This is a genomic window from Pseudomonas monteilii, assembly GCA_001534745.1.
In the GTDB taxonomy this organism is placed as follows: Bacteria; Pseudomonadota; Gammaproteobacteria; order Pseudomonadales; family Pseudomonadaceae; genus Aquipseudomonas; species Aquipseudomonas alabamensis.
This window is the reverse complement of record CP013997.1, coordinates 4,269,818-4,286,297: the sequence shown is the minus strand read 5'-3', so window position 1 is coordinate 4,286,297 and position 16,480 is coordinate 4,269,818. Positions and strand designations below refer to the sequence as shown.

General features: G+C 68.0%; 14 protein-coding genes. 6 read left to right on the top strand and 8 right to left on the bottom strand.

What is annotated here, in order from left to right; all coding sequences use genetic code 11:
* Nucleotides 1-43: 43 nt before the first annotated feature.
* The 8 genes from APT63_18345 to APT63_18310 all read right to left on the bottom strand — a co-directional run bounded on the left by APT63_18345 (nucleotide 44) and on the right by APT63_18310 (nucleotide 7,268).
* Nucleotides 44-574 (bottom strand): ATP-dependent protease subunit HslV, encoded by a 531-nt coding sequence (locus APT63_18345; protein ID AMA47428.1) that lies wholly within the window; start codon nucleotides 572-574, stop codon nucleotides 44-46.
* A gap of 403 nt (nucleotides 575-977) precedes the next feature.
* Complete coding sequence (locus APT63_18340) at nucleotides 978-2,249, bottom strand: dihydroorotase (protein ID AMA47427.1); 1,272 nt, start codon at nucleotides 2,247-2,249, stop codon at nucleotides 978-980.
* Nucleotides 2,246-3,250, bottom strand: coding sequence for an aspartate carbamoyltransferase catalytic subunit (pyrB, locus tag APT63_18335; GenBank protein AMA47426.1), 1,005 nt, complete (start codon nucleotides 3,248-3,250; stop codon nucleotides 2,246-2,248). Before pyrB ends, APT63_18340 begins: the two co-directional genes overlap by 4 nt.
* A gap of 11 nt (nucleotides 3,251-3,261) precedes the next feature.
* Nucleotides 3,262-3,780 (bottom strand): uracil phosphoribosyltransferase, encoded by a 519-nt coding sequence (locus tag APT63_18330; GenBank protein ID AMA47425.1) that lies wholly within the window; start codon nucleotides 3,778-3,780, stop codon nucleotides 3,262-3,264.
* A gap of 49 nt (nucleotides 3,781-3,829) precedes the next feature.
* Entirely contained in the window at nucleotides 3,830-4,261 is a 432-nt protein-coding gene (locus tag APT63_18325) for a crossover junction endodeoxyribonuclease RuvA (GenBank protein AMA47424.1), read from the bottom strand.
* Nucleotides 4,261-4,830, bottom strand: coding sequence for a hypothetical protein (locus APT63_18320; protein ID AMA47423.1), 570 nt, complete (start codon nucleotides 4,828-4,830; stop codon nucleotides 4,261-4,263). Before APT63_18320 ends, APT63_18325 begins: the two co-directional genes overlap by 1 nt.
* 468 nt (nucleotides 4,831-5,298) lie before the next feature.
* Nucleotides 5,299-6,204: an energy transducer TonB gene (locus tag APT63_18315; protein AMA47422.1), complete on the bottom strand. Its 906-nt coding sequence runs from the start codon at nucleotides 6,202-6,204 to the stop codon at nucleotides 5,299-5,301.
* A gap of 110 nt (nucleotides 6,205-6,314) precedes the next feature.
* Nucleotides 6,315-7,268: a glutathione synthetase gene (locus APT63_18310; GenBank protein AMA47421.1), complete on the bottom strand. Its 954-nt coding sequence runs from the start codon at nucleotides 7,266-7,268 to the stop codon at nucleotides 6,315-6,317.
* A 298-nt stretch (nucleotides 7,269-7,566) separates the two neighbouring features.
* Between APT63_18310 and APT63_18305 the strand changes: the two genes are divergently transcribed.
* From APT63_18305 to APT63_18280, 6 genes are read left to right on the top strand one after another with little or no spacing between them, the layout of a single operon-like run.
* Nucleotides 7,567-7,971, top strand: coding sequence for a two-component system response regulator (locus APT63_18305; GenBank protein ID AMA47420.1), 405 nt, complete (start codon nucleotides 7,567-7,569; stop codon nucleotides 7,969-7,971).
* 44 nt (nucleotides 7,972-8,015) lie between these two features.
* A complete protein-coding gene (locus tag APT63_18300; protein AMA47419.1) occupies nucleotides 8,016-8,381 on the top strand; it encodes a two-component system response regulator in 366 nt (121 codons plus the stop codon).
* Entirely contained in the window at nucleotides 8,378-8,932 is a 555-nt protein-coding gene (locus tag APT63_18295) for a chemotaxis protein CheW (GenBank protein AMA47418.1), read from the top strand. Before APT63_18300 ends, APT63_18295 begins: the two co-directional genes overlap by 4 nt.
* Before the next feature lie 14 nt (nucleotides 8,933-8,946).
* Complete coding sequence (locus APT63_18290; protein ID AMA47417.1) at nucleotides 8,947-11,007, top strand: chemotaxis protein; 2,061 nt, start codon at nucleotides 8,947-8,949, stop codon at nucleotides 11,005-11,007.
* A complete protein-coding gene (locus APT63_18285; protein ID AMA47416.1) occupies nucleotides 11,004-15,965 on the top strand; it encodes a chemotaxis protein CheA in 4,962 nt (1,653 codons plus the stop codon). The genes APT63_18290 and APT63_18285 overlap by 4 nt, the downstream gene beginning before the upstream one ends.
* Nucleotides 15,958-16,416: a chemotaxis protein gene (locus APT63_18280; GenBank protein ID AMA47415.1), complete on the top strand. Its 459-nt coding sequence runs from the start codon at nucleotides 15,958-15,960 to the stop codon at nucleotides 16,414-16,416. Before APT63_18285 ends, APT63_18280 begins: the two co-directional genes overlap by 8 nt.
* Nucleotides 16,417-16,480: the final 64 nt, after the last annotated feature.

Genomic DNA, 16,480 nt, shown 5'->3' with positions numbered 1-16,480 from the left:
GTGGAAAAGCCCGGCCACCGGGGCCGGGCGCCAGAACAGCTGATCACTCGGCCAGGTCCTGCTCCTCGATGGTCAGGTTGTGGTTGGTGAACACGCAGATGTCGCCGGCGATGTTCAGGGCCGTCTCGGCGATCTCGCGCGCCGACAGCTCGGTCTTGTTCAGCAGGGCACGTGCCGCGGCCTGGGCGAAGGCGCCACCGGAGCCCATGGCGATCAGGCCGTCTTCCGGCTCGACCACGTCACCGTTGCCGGTGATGATCAGCGAGGCGTCCTTGTTGGCCACGGCCAGCATGGCTTCCAGGCGGCTCAGGGAACGGTCGGTACGCCATTCCTTGGCCAGCTCGACGGCCGCACGCACCAGATGGCCCTGGTGCTTTTCCAGCTGCCCTTCGAAGCGTTCGAACAGGGTGAAGGCATCGGCGGTCGCGCCCGCGAAACCGGCGATGACCTGGCCGTGGTAGAGACGGCGGACTTTCTTCGCGTTGCCCTTCATGACGGTATTGCCGAGGGAAACCTGGCCGTCGCCAGCCATGACGACTTTGCCGTGGCGGCGGACTGAAACGATGGTAGTCAAGGGAGAGTCTCCACGCAGCGGGGCGAAAATGCCTGTTGCAGACTCATATGGGGGAAGGGGGGAGGGATTTCAACCCGAGGGAGTGGGAGGGAGGTGACGAGTGGTGGGTGGTGAGTTGCAAGCTACACGCTAGGCGTGGCTGGCGCCCTGTGCTTGCTTGTCAATGAAGGCAGGGCTGGATAAGGGTCTTTGCAGGCCCTGTCGCGGCCGGGCCGGCGCCCCGGCTGGTGCTCCCACACCCGTAGCCCCACCGCAGGGTTGCAGGCTACCGCGGTCACCTGTGGGAGCGGCCCCTGCCGGGGCGCCGGACCGGCCGCGATGGGCCGCAAAGCGGCCCCAGGTTCGTGAAATCGGCACTGCCTCCGAGCCTTTCACCAAAGCCCAGCTCAACTTCCCTACCGCTTTACCCCTCGTGACAAACCCGCCCATCGACCACCGTGTAACGCACCGCCCCCGGCAGGCAATGCCCGATGAACGGGCAGTTCTGCCCTTTCGAATGCCACTGCTCGCCTGCAACGGTCGACGCCGTGGGATCGAACAGCACCAGATCGGCCGCCGCGCCCACGTTCAACGCACCCGCCGGCAGGCGCAGGGCCTCGGCCGGGCCGTGGGTCAGGCGGGCCAGCAACGTCGGCAGGTCCAGCAGGCCGTCTTCGACCAGGGTCATAGCCAAGGGCAGCAGGATGTCGACGCTGCTGATACCGGGTTCGGTGGCGCCGAACGGGGCCAGCTTGGCATCGCGCTCGTGGGGCTGGTGGTGGCTGGAGATCGCCTGGATCACCCCCGACTTCACGGCCTCGCGCAGGCCGTCGCGGTCCGCGGCGGTGCGCAGCGGCGGCTGGACGTGGTAGAGGCTGGAGAAGTCGCGCAGCGCCTCGTCGGTCAGGATCAGCTGGTACAGCGCCACGTCGGCGGTCACTGGCAGGCCGAGGGCCTGGGCCTGGGCGATCAGGCGTGCGCCACGGGCGCTGGTGATCTGCGTGAAGTGCGCCCGCACACCGGTCTGTTCGACCAGCAGCAGGTTGCGCGCCAGGGCCACGGTCTCGGCCGTTTCGGGAATGCCCGGCAAACCGAGGAAACTGGCCATCGGCCCCTCGTGGGCCAGCCCACCCTGGGCCAGGTCGCGGTCCTGGGAATGGAAGATCACCGTCAGGTCGAAGGTCGCGGCGTACTCCAGCGCGCGTGCCAGGGTCCGGTTGTTGCCGATGCTGGTCAGGCCATTGCCGAAGGCCACGCAGCCGGCATCGCGCAGGGCGACCAGTTCGGCCAGTTGCTCGCCTTCCAGGCCCTTGGTCAGCGCACCGATCGGGAAGACCTTGCTGTGGCCGGCGTCCCGGGCACGGTCGAGGATCAGCTCGGTCACTGCCGAGGTGTCCAGCACCGGCTTGGTCTGCGGCGGGCAGCACAGGCTGGTGACGCCGCCGGCGACGGCCGCGCGGGTCTCGCTGGCGATGCTGCCCTTGCGGCTGTAGCCCGGCTCGCGCAGGGCCACGTCGAGGTCGACCAGGCCGGGCGCGGCCACCAGGCCCTGGGCCTGGATGAGCCGTTGCGCCTCGAACCCGGCAGGCGCCTGACCGATCGCCAGCACCTTGCCCTGGTCCAGGTGCAGGTCGGTGATGTCGTCCAGCCCGCTGTGGGGGTCGATGACCCGCGCGCCAAGAATGCTGATGCTCACAGGGCGTTCTCCTGAGCGAATTGACGTTGCGCGGTCTGCCCGCTCATGGCCATGGACAGCACCGCCATGCGCACGGCGATGCCGTAGGTGACCTGGTTGAGAATGACCGAGTGGGCCCCGTCGGCCACCGCCGACTCGATCTCCACGCCACGGTTGATCGGCCCCGGGTGCATGACGATGGCATCCGGCTTGGCCGCGGCCAGGCGTGCGGTGGTCAGGCCGAACAGGCGATAGAACTCGCCTTCGCTGGGCAGCAGGCCGCCGGCCATGCGCTCGCGCTGCAGACGCAGCATGATCACCACGTCGACGTCCTTCAGCCCTTCGGACAGGTCGGTGTAGACCTTCACGCCGTATTGCTCGATGCCGATCGGCAGCAAGGTCTTCGGACCGATCACGCGGATGTCCGGGCAGCCCAGGGCCTTGAGCGCCAGCATGTTGGAGCGGGCGACGCGCGAATGCAGGATGTCGCCGACGATGGCCACCGAGAGGTTCTCGAAGCTGCCCTTGTGACGGCGGATCGTGAGCATGTCGAGCATGCCCTGGGTCGGGTGCGCGTGACGGCCGTCGCCGCCGTTGATCACCGCCACGTCCGGGCAGACATGCTCGGCGATGAAGTGCGCGGCGCCCGAATCGGAGTGCCGCACCACGAACATGTCGGCGGCCATGGCCTCGAGGTTGCGCAGTGTGTCGAACAGCGTCTCGCCCTTGCTGGTCGAGGACGTCGAGACGTTCAGGCTGATCACGTCGGCCGACAACCGCTGAGCGGCCAGCTCGAAGGTAGTGCGGGTGCGCGTGGAGTTCTCGAAGAACACGTTGCACACCGTCTTGCCGCGCAGCAGCGGGACCTTCTTGACGGCACGCGCGCCGACCTCGAGGAAGGAGTCGGCGGTGTCGAGGATTTCGGTCAGCAGCTCACGGGGCAGGCCGTCGAGCGAAAGGAAGTGGCGCAGCTGGCCCTGATCGGTGAGCTGCAGCGGGCGCTTGGCGTCGAGTGGCGTCATCGCGAGGGTTCTCAAGGGGCGGTGGCAGGGGCGAGGTCCTGGCGCTCGAGGGCGAGCGGCGTGGGGCCGGACAATTTTACCCGTTCGTGGGCGTGCAGCGACAGCGTAGCGCCGAGCACGTTGGGACGGATCGGCAGCTCGCCGGCATCGAGGTCGAGCAGGCAGACCAGGGTGACGCTGGCAGGGCGCCCATAGTCGAACAGTTCGTTGAGCGCGGCGCGGATGGTACGCCCGCTCATCAGCACGTCGTCCACCAGGACCAGGTGCTGGCCTTCGATCTCGAACGGCAGCTCCGAGGGGCGCACCTGAGGGTGGAGGCCGTTCTGGCTGAAGTCGTCGCGGTAGAACGACACGTCGAGCGTGCCCAGGGGGCTGTCATCACCCAGCTCGGCCTGCAGGGCCTGGGCGACCCAGACGCCTCCGGTGCGGATGCCGATGAAGCGGGGCGTGTCGATGGCGCGGCGCGTCAGGTACGCGCGCAGGTCCACGGCCATCTGCCGAATCAGGTCGGCGGGATTGGGTAGGCTCATGCTTGCTCCTCAAGAAGCCGGGCGGGCCCGGCCTGAAACCGATGTCGAATCATTGTCCGGCGTTGGCGTCCAGCCAGCCTTGCAGCAGCAGGGCGGCGGCGATGGCGTCCACGGGATTGTCGCGGTAGCTGCCGCGCTGGCCGCCACGGGCCAGGCGCTCGCCCTTGGCCTCGAAGGTGGTCAGCCGCTCGTCATGGGTATGCACCGGCAGGTTGAAGCGGCCGTTCAGGCGGCGGGCGAACTTCTCGGCGCGCGCGCTCATGTCGCTGGGCGTACCGTCCATGTTCAGGGGCAATCCGACCACGATCGCGTCGGGTTTCCACTCGGCGACCAGACGCTCGACCTGGGCCCAGTCCGGGACACCGTTCTGGGCCTTCAGGGTACAGAGTTCGCGGGCCTGCCCGGTCACCACCTGGCCGACCGCCACGCCGATCTGCTTGGTGCCGTAGTCGAAACCCAGCAAGAGACGCAACCCAGCCATCAGGCGTGCCCCGCCTGGCTGGTCAGCAGGTTCAGGTCGATCCCCAGGCTGTGGGCCGCCGCGGCCAGACGCTCGTCGCTGCGGGTGTCGAAGAGGATGCGCGGGTCGAACGGGCAGTTCAGCCAGGCGTTGTCGGCCAGCTCGGCCTCCAGCTGCCCGGCCTCCCAGCCGGCATAGCCCAGGGTGATCAGGCTCTGACGGGGCCCGGTGCCCTCGGCGATGGCGAACAGCACGTCCTGGGAGGTCGACAGCGAGACGCCCTGCAGCTCGACGGTTCCCTCGTAGCCGGCGTCCTGGCTGTGCAGCACGAAACCCCGTTCGGTCTGTACCGGCCCGCCCTGGTAGATGGGCACGTGCAGGCAACCCGGCGAAGGTTCTTCGTCGGGGCGCAGCTGCTCGAGGATGTCGGCCAGGCTCAGTTCCTGCGGACGATTGACCACCAACCCCATCGCACCGTTGGCATTGTGCTCGACGATGTAGGTCAGCGTATGGGCGAAGTTCGGGTCGCTCATGTGGGGCATGGCGATCAGGAACTGATGCTTGAGGTAGCTGGGGGTATGGTTTTTCATGTTGGATAGTGTGGCGCCAGGCGGGGCAGGCCGCAAGGTGGGCGGTGGGGCGGGGCGTTACAAGGGGTGAATGGCGAGCTGTGAGCTGCAAGTTGCGAGCTGCAAGCTACAAGCTACAAGCTACAAGCTACAAGCTACAAGCTACAAGCTACAAGCTAGGTCATGGCTGATACTGGGGCGCTTGACTGCGGGGCAGGCATGGCGGGATGTACGGCCCCTGCGGGACCGATCGCGGCACAGGGGCCGCTCCTACACCCGTAGACCCACCGCCAGCGTTGCAGGCCATCGCGGTTCCTGTAGGAGCGGCCCCTGTGCCGCGATCGGCCCCGCAGGGGCCGCAAATTCGCACATTCGATACTGGATTTTGAACGTTTTGACGAACTCCTACCCAACGCCACTTGCCACTTGCCACTTGCCACTTGCCACTTGCCACTTGCCACTTGCCACTTGCCACTTGCCACTTGCCACTTAATTGCTGGACAACCGATCCCCCCGCGCAAAACGCCAGGTGCGGATGATCTCCAGCCGGTCGAACTCGGCCAGGTCGCCGGTGAACGGCGCGAACGGTGCCGCCAGCCTGACGATGCGCTGGGCGGCCTGGTCCAGCAGGGGCTGGCCGGACGACTCAAGCACCAGCACCTCGTACAGCGAGCCGTCCCGGTTGATCGACACCATCATCCGCAGGCTGCCGTAGATCTGCTGGCGGCGCGCCTCGTCGGGGTAGTTCAGGTTGCCGATGCGCTCGACCTTCTTGCGCCACTCCTCCTTGTACCAGGCGCCTTTGTCGCGCATGGTCGAGGCGGCGTTGAGGCGGTGGATGCGCGGCCGCTTGGCGTACAGCTGCTGCTCGTGGGACAGCTCCGCCTCCAGGCTGGCGATCTGGCTGGACAGCTGCGAGCTGTCGAATTCGGGCGCGGCAGGTTCGGGCGCGGGCTTGGGTGGGGTGGCCTTGGGCTGGCTGACCACTTTCTCCGGCTTGGGCGTGCGCGTGGTCACGGCGCTCTTGTCAGGTTTGGGGGGCGTCGGGACCGGGGGCTTGGCGGCCGGCGGCGGGGCCACCTTGTTGACCTTGCTGTCCTGGAACGGCGCGACCTCGGTGGTGGTCGGCACGGCCTTCTTGTCCAGGGTGCCGCTGCCCTGCTGATTGTCCTGCGCCTGGTAGTCGGCCTTCTCCGGGGCTTTCTCGCTCTTGAAGGTGGCGAGCGTGATGTCCATGGAGCGCCGGACTTCCTTGGGCACGTCGTAGGAAAAGCCCAGGCCCAGGATCAGGCCCAGGTGCACCAGGGCCGCCAGGGCCACGGTGAGGCCCAGCCGCCCGCTGGGGCGTCGGCGGGCTGAGCGCAGGGTATCGGGAATGTCGGCAGGCAACGTCATCGGGCATCCAGCGGACCGCGAAAGCCGGCGGCGGCGCCAGGGCGGGCACGCCGGTCAGGAAAGAAGACCGGCATGATACCGCACTCTGTCGGCACACCTGGCGTCGGTGATCAACGCGCCTTGAGCTGGCGCTCGATGGTGTCCATCAGACGCGCGCCGATCTGGGTGTTCTGCGCGGCGTCGATCTCGCGGATACAGGTCGGGCTGGTGACGTTGATCTCGGTGAGGTAGTCGCCGATCACGTCCAGGCCGACGAACCACAGGCCCTTCTCGCGCAGCGTCGGGCCGACCTGGGCGGCGATCCAGCGGTCGCGCTCGCTCAGCTCGCGCACCTCGCCCCGGCCACCGGCCGCCAGGTTGCCGCGGGTCTCGCCCTTGGCCGGGATGCGCGCCAGGCAGTAGGGCACCGGCTCGCCATCGATCATCAGGATGCGCTTGTCGCCGTCGACGATCTGCGGCAGGTAGGCCTGGGCCATGATCTGCTGCTGGCCGTGCTGGGTCAGGGTCTCGAGGATCACCGACAGGTTCGGGTCGCCCGGGCGATGACGGAACACCGAGGCGCCGCCCATGCCGTCCAGGGGCTTGAGGATGACATCGCCGTGGGTGCTGGCGAATTCACGCAGGATGTCGGCGCGGCGGCTGACCACGGTGGGTGCCATGCACTGGGGGAAGCGGGTGGCGAAGAGTTTCTCGTTGCAGTCGCGCAGGCTTTGCGGGCGGTTGACCACCAGCACGCCTTCGGCTTCGGCCTGCTCGAGCAGGTAGGTGCTGTAGACGAACTCCATGTCGAAGGGCGGGTCCTTGCGCATCAGGATCACGTCCAGCTCGGCCAGTGGGCTGTCCTGCTCCTCGCCCAGTTCGAACCAGCGTGCCGGATCGGCGAAGACCGTAAGCGGACGCATCTGCGCCCGCGCCTGGCCAGCGCCCAGGTACAGGTCGCGCTGCTCCATGTAGAACAGCGACCAGCCGCGCTCCTGGGCAGCCAGCAGCATGGCCAGCGAGCTGTCCTTCTTGTACGAGATGCCCGCAATGGGGTCCATGACAATCCCGAGGCGAACGCTCATGGGGAATTCCTCTTGGCGGCGAGGCCGCGGTGATTCGATTGAAAGTCGCTCAGGGTGGCGCCGAGTGCACGGCGGGTCAAGGGGAGAGCGGCAAGTAGTCAGCGGCAAGCCGCAAGCAGGTCGGCGTCGTGAGTGCCACCGTGCAGGGCTGAGGGGAATCGTGCCCAGGGAGGGTGTGCCCGTTGGGACGAGTCCGCTCAGCGCTGCCATTTTCGTTGACTCCCCCGCCCCAACCGCGCACGCTCCCTACTTGCAGCTTGCACCCCCGCTCAACCCCGCGACACCCGAGGCCCGCACCATGGAACATCCACTGAAGGTGATGGTGATCGACGACTCCAGCACCATCCGCCGCACCGCCCAGATCCTGCTGGGCGAAGCCGGCTGTGACGTGGTCACCGCAAGCGACGGGTTCGAGGCCTTGGCCAAGATCGTCGAGCAGGCGCCCGACGTCATCTTCGTCGACGTGCTGATGCCGCGCCTGGATGGCTACCAGACGTGCGCGGTGATCAAGCACAACAGCACCTTCAAGGACACCCCGGTGATCCTGCTGTCTTCCCGCGACGGGCTGTTCGACAAGGCACGGGGCAAGGTGGTCGGCGCCGATCGGTTCCTGACCAAGCCCTTCAGCCGCGACGAACTGCTCGATGCCATCAAGGCCCACGTACCCGGTTTCGTTGCCGGTCAGGAACGACACGCCTGCTGATGTCGCATAAGATGGCGGTATCGATTTCTCCCAGGGGACACAGCATGGCTCGAGTTCTGATCGTCGACGATTCACCGACGGAAATGTACAAGCTGACCGCGATGCTCGAGCGTCACGGGCACCAGGTGCTCAAGGCCGACAACGGCGCCGACGGCGTGGCCCTGGCGCGCCAGGAAAAGCCCGATGCCGTGCTGATGGACATCGTCATGCCCGGCATGAACGGCTTCCAGGCGACCCGGCAGTTGAGCAAGGATGCCGAGACCAAGGCCATCCCGGTGATCATGGTCACCACCAAGGACCAGGACACCGACAAGGTCTGGAGCCAGCGACAGGGCGCGCGCAGCTACCTGGTCAAGCCGATCGAGGAGCATGACCTGCTCCAGGTGCTCGAAGGCGTGCTGCCACGTTGATCTCGCGCCAGCCCCATGCAGCGCCCACGGCGTTCGAGCTGTTGCTGGAGATCGACCGGCGCTGCCGCCTGGTGGCCGCCGAACAGCCGTTCCAGGCCAGCCGTGCCGCCCAGTGGAGCGGGATCGGCTTTCGCATCGCCGGGCAGTGGTTCGTCGCGCCCATGGGCGAGATCGCCGAGGTGCTCGACGAGCCGCGCAGCAGCCGCGTCCCGGGCGTGCAACCCTGGGTACGTGGGATCGCCAACCTGCGAGGCCGCTTGTTGCCGGTGATGGACCTGAACCGCTTTCTCGGCCTGGGGCACGTGACGCCCGGCAAGCAGCGCCGGGTGCTGGTCCTGGACCACGAGACGGTGTTCGCCGGCCTGCTGGTCGACGAGGTGCTGGGGCTTCAGCATTTTCCCCAGCAGTCGCTGCAACAGGCTGTACCCCAGCCGTTGTTGCGTGCGGCCGTGCCGTATGTGCGCGGCCATTTCGTGGCCCAGCGCACCTGGGCCGTGTTCAGCCCGCATGCCCTGGCGCAGGCGCCTGGCTTTCTCGACGTGGCGTTGTAGAGGACCTTTTCACCGTGAGCACACCTGCCACTCCCGTCATCTCCCCGCGCCCGCGCAGCAGCCTGCAGATCACCGTTCTGTTCGGGGTGCTGATCCTGTCGATCGTCCTGCTGTTCGTCAACTTCACGCACCTCAACACCCAGTCGGCCTACGACAAGCAGTACATCGGCCATGCCGGCGAGCTGCGCGTGCTGTCCCAGCGCATCGCCAAGAACGCCACCGAGGCGGCCGCTGGCAAAGCCCTGGCCTTCAAGCTGCTGAGCGATGCACGCAACGACTTCGAGCGCCGCTGGAGCTACCTGAAGGTCGGCGACAAGACCACCGGCCTGCCGGCCGCACCGCGTGAAGTGCACGACGAGATGCGGGCCGTGCAGCGCGACTGGGAAACCCTGCGCGGCTACACCGACACCATTCTGGCCAGCGAACAGACCGTGCTGTCGCTGCACCAGGTCGCGGCGACCCTGGCCGAAACTGTCCCGCAGCTGCAGGTCGAGTACGAAAAGGTGGTCGAGATCCTGCTGCAAAGCGGCGCGCCGGCCAGTCAGGTGGCGGTCGCCCAGCGGCAGCTGCTGCTGGCCGAGCGCATCCTCGGTTCGGTCAATACCGTGCTGGCCGGCGACGACACCGCCGCCCGGGCCGCCGATGCCTTCGGGCGCGACGCCAGCCGCTTCGGCCAGGTGCTGGACGGCATGCTCAACGGCGACGCCTCGATCCAGGTGACCCGGGTCGAGGACGCCGACGCCCGCGCGCGGCTGGGCGAGATCGCCGAGCTGTTCCAGTTCGTCGCCGGGTCGGTCGACGAGATCCTCGAGACGTCGCCTGGGCTGTTCCACGTGCGCGAGGCGGCCGGCAACATCTTCAGCCTGTCGCAGACGCTGCTCGACGAGGCCTCGCACCTGGCCAACGGCTTCGAGCACCTGGTCGCCAGCCGGACCCTGGACACGCTGGGCGGGTACGCCCTCGGGCTGCTGGCGCTGACGTCGATCCTGCTGATCGCCTCGATCATGGTGCGCACCACCCGGCGCCAGTTGCGCGATACCGCGCAGAAGAACGAACGCAACCAGCAGGCGATCATGCGCCTGCTGGACGAGATCGAAGAGCTGGCCGATGGCGACCTGACCGTGACCGTGTCGGTGACCGAAGACTTCACCGGAGCGATCGCCGACTCGATCAACTATTCGGTCGACCAGTTGCGCGACCTGGTCCTGACCATCAACCAGAGTGCCGAGCAGGTCGCCAGCGCCGTCCAGGAAACCCACACGACCGCGCGCCAGCTGGCCAAGGCCTCGGAGCACCAGGCCGAGCAGATCAGCGAAGCGTCCCTGGCGGTGGGCGACATGGTCGAGTCCATCGACCGGGTCTCGGCCCATGCCTACGAGTCGGCCAAGGTGGCGGAACGCTCGGTGGCCATCGCCAACAAAGGCAACGAGGTGGTGCACAACACCATCGAAGGCATGGACAACATTCGCGAACAGATCCAGGACACCGCGCGGCGCATCAAACGCCTGGGCGAGTCGTCCCAGGAGATCGGTGACATCGTCAGCCTGATCGACGACATCGCCGACCAGACCAACATCCTGGCCCTCAACGCAGCGATCCAGGCCTCGCTCGCCGGCGAGGCGGGGCGCGGGTTCGCGGTGGTCGCCGACGAGGTGCAGCGCCTGGCCGAGCGTTCGTCGTCGGCCACCCGACAGATCGAGGCGCTGGTCCGTGCCATCCAGGCCGACACCAACGAGGCCGTGATTTCCATGGAGCAGACCACCGCCGAAGTGGTCCGTGGGGCGCGCCTGGCCCAGGATGCCGGCGTGGCCCTGGCCGAGATCGAAGGCGTGTCGCAGACCCTGGCCGAGCTGATCCACAGCATTTCCGACGCGGCCCAGTTGCAGACCTCCTCGGCCGGGCAGATCTCCCACACCATGGCGATCATCCAGCAGATCACCGCCCAGACCTCGGCCGGCTCCGGCGCGACCGCCGATAGCATCCGTCACCTGGCGCGCATGGCCAGCCAGATGCGCCGCTCGGTGTCCGGCTTCACGTTGCCGGCACCTGCGCCTGCCCCCGAGTCCGAGCGATGACCGTGCAGCCGCAGGACACTCCGATGCCGCGCGACGCCCATGACGCCGTTGCGCTGGTGTGGACGCGCGAGGCCATCGGTGCCTGTCTGGCCCAGGCTCGCCAGACGCTCGAACGGTTCGCCAGTGCGCCCCATGAAGTCGGCGTGCTGAACGATGTGCTCGACGACGTGCACCAGGTGCAGGGCTGCCTGCACATGCTCGAGCTGCGCGGTGCGGCGCACCTGGCGCGGGAGATCGAGGCGCTGGTCGAGGCCTTGGCCGCAGGCCAGGTCGGTCCGCGCGGGGACGTGCTTGGCGCGCTGTTCAAGGCCCTCGATCACCTGCCCATCTACCTGGAACGGCTGCGCAGCGCACGGCGTGACCTGCCGCTGGTCATCGTGCCGCTGATCAACCAGCTGCGTGCCTGCCGTGGTGCCGAGGCCTTGACGCCTGGCAGCCTGTTCGAGGGCGAACTGGCCGGGCAACGCCTGGCCGGGGCCGACGACCTGGCCAACCTGGACCTGTCGCTGGGTGCCTGGCGTGAACGCCTGCAAGGCGGGCAGGGCCACGATGCCCTGCGCTCGGTGGTCGAGGCGCTGTGTGACGATCTGCTGCGGATCAAGGAGCGCCTCGATGCCTCGGTACGCGAGGAGCAGCAGGCCCAGGCGCTGGAGGGTCTGCTCGCGCCGCTGCGTCAGGTCGCCGACACCTTGGCGGTGCTGGGCTTCCAGCAGCCACGGCGGGTGATCATCGATCAGGTGCTGGCGTTGCAAGGGCTGATCCAGCATGACCTGGACGACGATGGCACTGTGCTGATGGATGTCGCCGGCGCGCTGCTGTACGTGGAAACCAGCCTGCATGGCATGCTCGGCACACTCGAAGAAACCGGCCAGCTGTCGCTGCCGGGCACCGACCTGGCACAGATTCGCCAACAGGTGCTGAGCGAAGCGCTGGTCAATCTGGTGCAGGTCAGGGACGCACTGGCCGACGGTGCCTCTGACGCGTCTACGGACGAGCACCTGCGCCTGCCGTCGGCCCTGCTGCGCCAGGTCCAGGGCGCGTTGTGCATGTTGATGCTGCCTGAGCTGTCCCAGGTGGTGGAAGGCTGTGCCGCCTACCTCGACGGCCCCTGGCGCCAGACCGACCCTGCCCCGTCCGCCGAGGCCATGACGGCATTCGCCGAAGCCCTGAGCGCCGCCGAGTGCTGCGTGCAATGGCGCATCGCCGACCCCCAGGCCGACATCAGGGCCTTCATCGAGCACGCCCAGGCGCGTCTCGGCGAGCTGGGCAGTGGACCGCGTGCGCCAGCCATCGACACTGGCCTGGCCGAAGACAGCGTCGATGACGCGCTGCGTGCGGTATTTCTCGAGGAAGCCCAGGCCCTGCTGCCGGCTCTGGAGCGGCACTGGTTGCGCTGGCGCGCCGAGGCCCATCCGCATGCGGCGCTGGTCGAAGTCCGTCGCTTGCTGCACACCCTCAAGGGCAGTGGCCGCATGGTGCAGGCCCAGGCCATCGCCGAGCTGGCCGGGAGCGCCGAGCACGTGCTCAACCGTGCCCTGGAAGGGGGTGCCGCACTGAGCGGCGAAGCGCAGACGGCCTTGCAGCAGGCGCTGGCGACCTTGCCCGACCTGCTGGCCGAGTATGCCGAGGGCGCGCGTCCTCGCGTGGCCTGGACCGATCTGGCCGAGCACCTGCACGCCCTGGCATCGGACCCTGTGCAAGCGCCGCACACGGCCGAGCCGCTCGACTCACGACTGCTGGCCATCTTCGGCCAGGAGGCGCACGAGCACGTCAGCGTGCTCGACGACTTCCTGGCGACGGCCGAGCCGACCGGAGCCCCGGTTAACGACGCCTTGCAGCGGGCGTTGCACACCCTCAAGGGCAGTGCCGCGATGGCCGGTGTCTTGCCGATCGCCGAACTGGCCACCGCGCTCGACCGCCTGGTGCGCGAGTACAAGGCCCATCAACTGCCGGTGACGCAGGACGAACTGGCGCTGCTGGCGGACGCCCATCGCCTGTTGAGGCATGCCGTGGACGCGCTGCCGGCCAGTGCCCTGGAGGCGCTGACGGGCGCCGATGCCCTGATCGAGCGCCTCGGTGCCTGCGTCGATGCGCGCCTGCTGACGGTGCAGGCGCATGACGGCCACGCCCAACGTCCACGTCGCGACCCGCAGTTGATCGCCGGTTTCCTCGTGCAAGGCATGGACACCCTGCTCGATGCCGAGTCCGTGCTGTCGCACTGGCAGGAACAACCTGCCGCGCGTCAGTCCCTGGACACGCTGCTCGACGAGCTGACCGCCTTCGGCCAGGCCGCGCACCAGGCCGAGCTGTGGCAGGTGGATGAAGTCTGCGAGGCCCTGCTCGACCTGTATGGCGCCGTCGAAGAAGGCAGCCTGATGGCCGACGCCCTGTTCTTCGAGCACGCGCAGCAGGCCCATGAGACGCTGATCGACATGCTCGACGAGCTGGCCGCAGGGCAGGACGTCACGGCCAGACCGGCCTGCGTGGCGACCTTGCGCGCCTTGCTCGAGAAGGCCCTGGACCCGGCCTCGACCGGGCTGCTCAGCGCCGAGCACGGCGTGGTCGATCTGGGGCAGGCGCCGGCGACGCTGTCGCTGGACGACGACCGGCAACCGTCCCGTCAGACCGAGCGGCCCCTCGGCCTGGGCAACCGTTCTCCTGCCAGTGTCGACCCGCACTGGCGCGGGGAAAACGAACTGCTCGACGTGTTTCTCGAGGAGAGCGCCGACATCGTCGAAAGCGTCAGTGCTTCGCTGTCGCGCTGGCAGGCCGATTCGCGCAACACGGTGGAAGTCGAGAACCTGCTGCGCGACCTGCACACGCTCAAGGGCGGCGCGCGCATGGTGCAGATCAGCGCCATCGGCGACCTGGCCCATGAGCTGGAATTTCTCTACGAGTGGTTGGCCGCCGGACAGCTGCCGCCCAGTCCGGCACTGTCCAGCCTGCTTCAGACCTGCCACGACCGCTTGGCGCACATGCTCGATGCCGTGCGCCTCGGCCAGCCCCTGCACGCGGCCACGGCGCTGATCGACCACATTCGCAACTTCAGCAGCGCTGCGCTGAACGACAACGCCGCACGCCGTACGCCTGCGCCCCTGGCCGTGGCCGAGGTGCCTGCCGCCGCCCCCGAGCGGGCCGTGGGCGATACGGTGAAGGTGGCGGCCGAGCTGCTCGATGACCTGGGCAACCTGGCCAGCGAGCACGCCATCGTGCGGGGGCGCATCGAGCAGCAGATCAACGATGCCCAGGTGGCCTTGAGCGAGATGGAGACCACCCTCGAGCGCATGCGCGACCAGTTGCTCAGGCTCGACGGCGAGACCCAGGGCCCGCTCGGCCGCCTGGCCACCGAGGGCGATGCCTACGAAGACTTCGACCCCCTGGAAATGGACCGTCACTCGCACCTGCAGCAACTGTCGCGGGCGCTGTTCGAGGCCTCTTCGGACCTGCTCGACCTCAAGGAAACCCTGAGCCAGAAAGCCCAGACGGCCCAGGGGCTGCTGCTCCAGCAGGCACGGGTCAACAGCCAGCTGCAGGAAGGCCTGATGAGCACCCGCATGGTGCCCTTCGAGCGGCTGGTACCGCGCTTGCAGCGGGTGGTGCGCCAGGTCGCCAGCGAGCTGGGCAAGCAGGTCGAGCTGCTGGTGGAGAATGCCGAGGGCGAACTGGACCGCAGCATTCTGGAGCGCATGGTCGCCCCCCTCGAGCACATGCTGCGCAACGCCGTGGACCATGGCCTGGAAAGCCGTGAAGCCCGTCTGGCAGCCGGCAAGCCGGCCCAGGGCAGCATCTGGCTGAACCTGTTGCATGAAGGCGCCGACATCGTCATCGAGATGAGCGACGACGGTGCCGGCGTGCCCCTGGAGGCCGTGCGGCGCAAGGCGATCAAGCGCGGCCTGCTCGATCCACAGGCACGGTTGAGCGATCACGAGATCCTGCAGTTCATCCTGCGCCCGGGGTTCTCCACGGCCGAGCGGATCACGCAGATTTCCGGGCGCGGGCTGGGCATGGACGTGGTGCACGAGGAGGTCAAGCAACTGGGCGGCTCGATGAGCATCACCTCCAGCCCCGGCAAGGGCGCGACCTTCTCCATCCGCCTGCCGTTCGCGGTGTCGCTGAACCGGGCCCTGATGGTCAACCTGGACGACGAGCAGTACGCGATTCCCCTGGATACCCTGGAAGGGATCGTCCGGGTGCCGCCGGCCGAACTCGAGGCCTGCTACCAGCGCCAGCCGCCTTCCTATGCCTATGCCGGTCAGCAGTACCAGCTGCGCTACCTGGGCGACGTGCTGCAAGGCAATCCGCTGCCGCGCCTGATCGGGCAGAGCGTGCCGGTGCCGGTGCTGCTGGTCCACTCGGCCGACCAGGCCTTCGCCATCCAGGTCGACAGCCTCTCGCCCAGCCGCGAAATCGTCACCAAGAGCCTGGGCCCGCAGTTCGCTGCCGTGCCGGGGCTCTCGGGGGCTACCTTGCTGGGCGACGGCCGTGTGGTGCTGATTCTCGACCTGCTGGGGCAGTTGCAGGGCCAGCAGCGACGCCGTGCGCGCCTGCCCGATACCCAGGCGCCTGCGTTCGGCGAAGCCGCCCGGCCACCGTTGATTCTGGTGGTCGACGACTCGGTGACCGTGCGCAAGGTCACCACCCGGCTGCTGGAGCGCCATGGCATGCAGGTGCTGACGGCCAAGGACGGTGTCGATGCCATGATGGTGCTGGAAGAACGGCGCCCGGATCTGGTCCTGCTGGACATCGAGATGCCACGCATGGACGGCTTCGAGGTGGCCACGCGCATCCGCCGCGATCCGCGCCTGCACGATCTGCCGATCATCATGATCACCTCGCGCACCGGACAGAAGCACCGCGAGCGAGCCATGGCCATCGGCGTCAACGAGTACCTGGGCAAGCCTTATCAAGAGTCGGTGCTGCTGCAGAGCATCGCGCAGTGGAGTGCACCCCATGCTTGAACATGCCGCCGGGCAACGCAGCAGCATCACGGGCCTGCTGTTGCCACTGGCCGACCGTCACCTGGTGCTGCCCAACGTGGCGGTCGCCGAGCTGCTGGGCCAGCGGGGCGACCTGCTCGAGCACGGTCAGGCCGAGTGGCACCTGGGCTGGCTGACCTGGCGCCAGCAACGCCTGCCGCTGATCGGCTTCGAGGCGGCCTGCGGTGGTACCACGCCGGTGGGGGCATGGACCAAGGTGGTGGTGCTCAATGCGTTGGGCGATACCGGGCTGCGCCACCTGGCAATCCTGCTGCAGGGCCTGCCGCGTTCCTGCCGGTTGGACAGTCAGCTCAACTACGTCGACGTGCCCCTGGCGCCGCTCGAACTGGCGGCCGTCCAGGTGGGCGACGTGATCGCGCGGGTGCCGGACCTGCCGACCCTGGAGCGGCGGGTGATCGACGCCGGGTTCTGAGCGTCGACGCGCAGGTCGGCCCGAGGGAAAGGGAACCCGGTGCAGGGGCCGGGGGTCAGTTCTG

What these genes read in the sequence shown, in the direction of transcription:
- pyrB (AMA47426.1), bottom strand. Translation starts at nt 3,250, where the DNA reads ATGACGCCACTCGACGCCAAGCGCCCGCTGCAGCTCACCGATCAGGGC.
- APT63_18330 (AMA47425.1), bottom strand. Translation starts at nt 3,780, where the DNA reads ATGAGCCTACCCAATCCCGCCGACCTGATTCGGCAGATGGCCGTGGAC.
- APT63_18325 (AMA47424.1), bottom strand. Translation starts at nt 4,261, where the DNA reads ATGGCTGGGTTGCGTCTCTTGCTGGGTTTCGACTACGGCACCAAGCAG.
- APT63_18320 (AMA47423.1), bottom strand. Translation starts at nt 4,830, where the DNA reads ATGAAAAACCATACCCCCAGCTACCTCAAGCATCAGTTCCTGATCGCC.
- APT63_18315 (AMA47422.1), bottom strand. Translation starts at nt 6,204, where the DNA reads ATGACGTTGCCTGCCGACATTCCCGATACCCTGCGCTCAGCCCGCCGA.
- APT63_18310 (AMA47421.1), bottom strand. Translation starts at nt 7,268, where the DNA reads ATGAGCGTTCGCCTCGGGATTGTCATGGACCCCATTGCGGGCATCTCG.
- APT63_18305 (AMA47420.1), top strand. Translation starts at nt 7,567, where the DNA reads ATGGAACATCCACTGAAGGTGATGGTGATCGACGACTCCAGCACCATC.
- APT63_18300 (AMA47419.1), top strand. Translation starts at nt 8,016, where the DNA reads ATGGCTCGAGTTCTGATCGTCGACGATTCACCGACGGAAATGTACAAG.
- APT63_18285 (AMA47416.1), top strand. Translation starts at nt 11,004, where the DNA reads ATGACCGTGCAGCCGCAGGACACTCCGATGCCGCGCGACGCCCATGAC.
- APT63_18280 (AMA47415.1), top strand. Translation starts at nt 15,958, where the DNA reads ATGCTTGAACATGCCGCCGGGCAACGCAGCAGCATCACGGGCCTGCTG.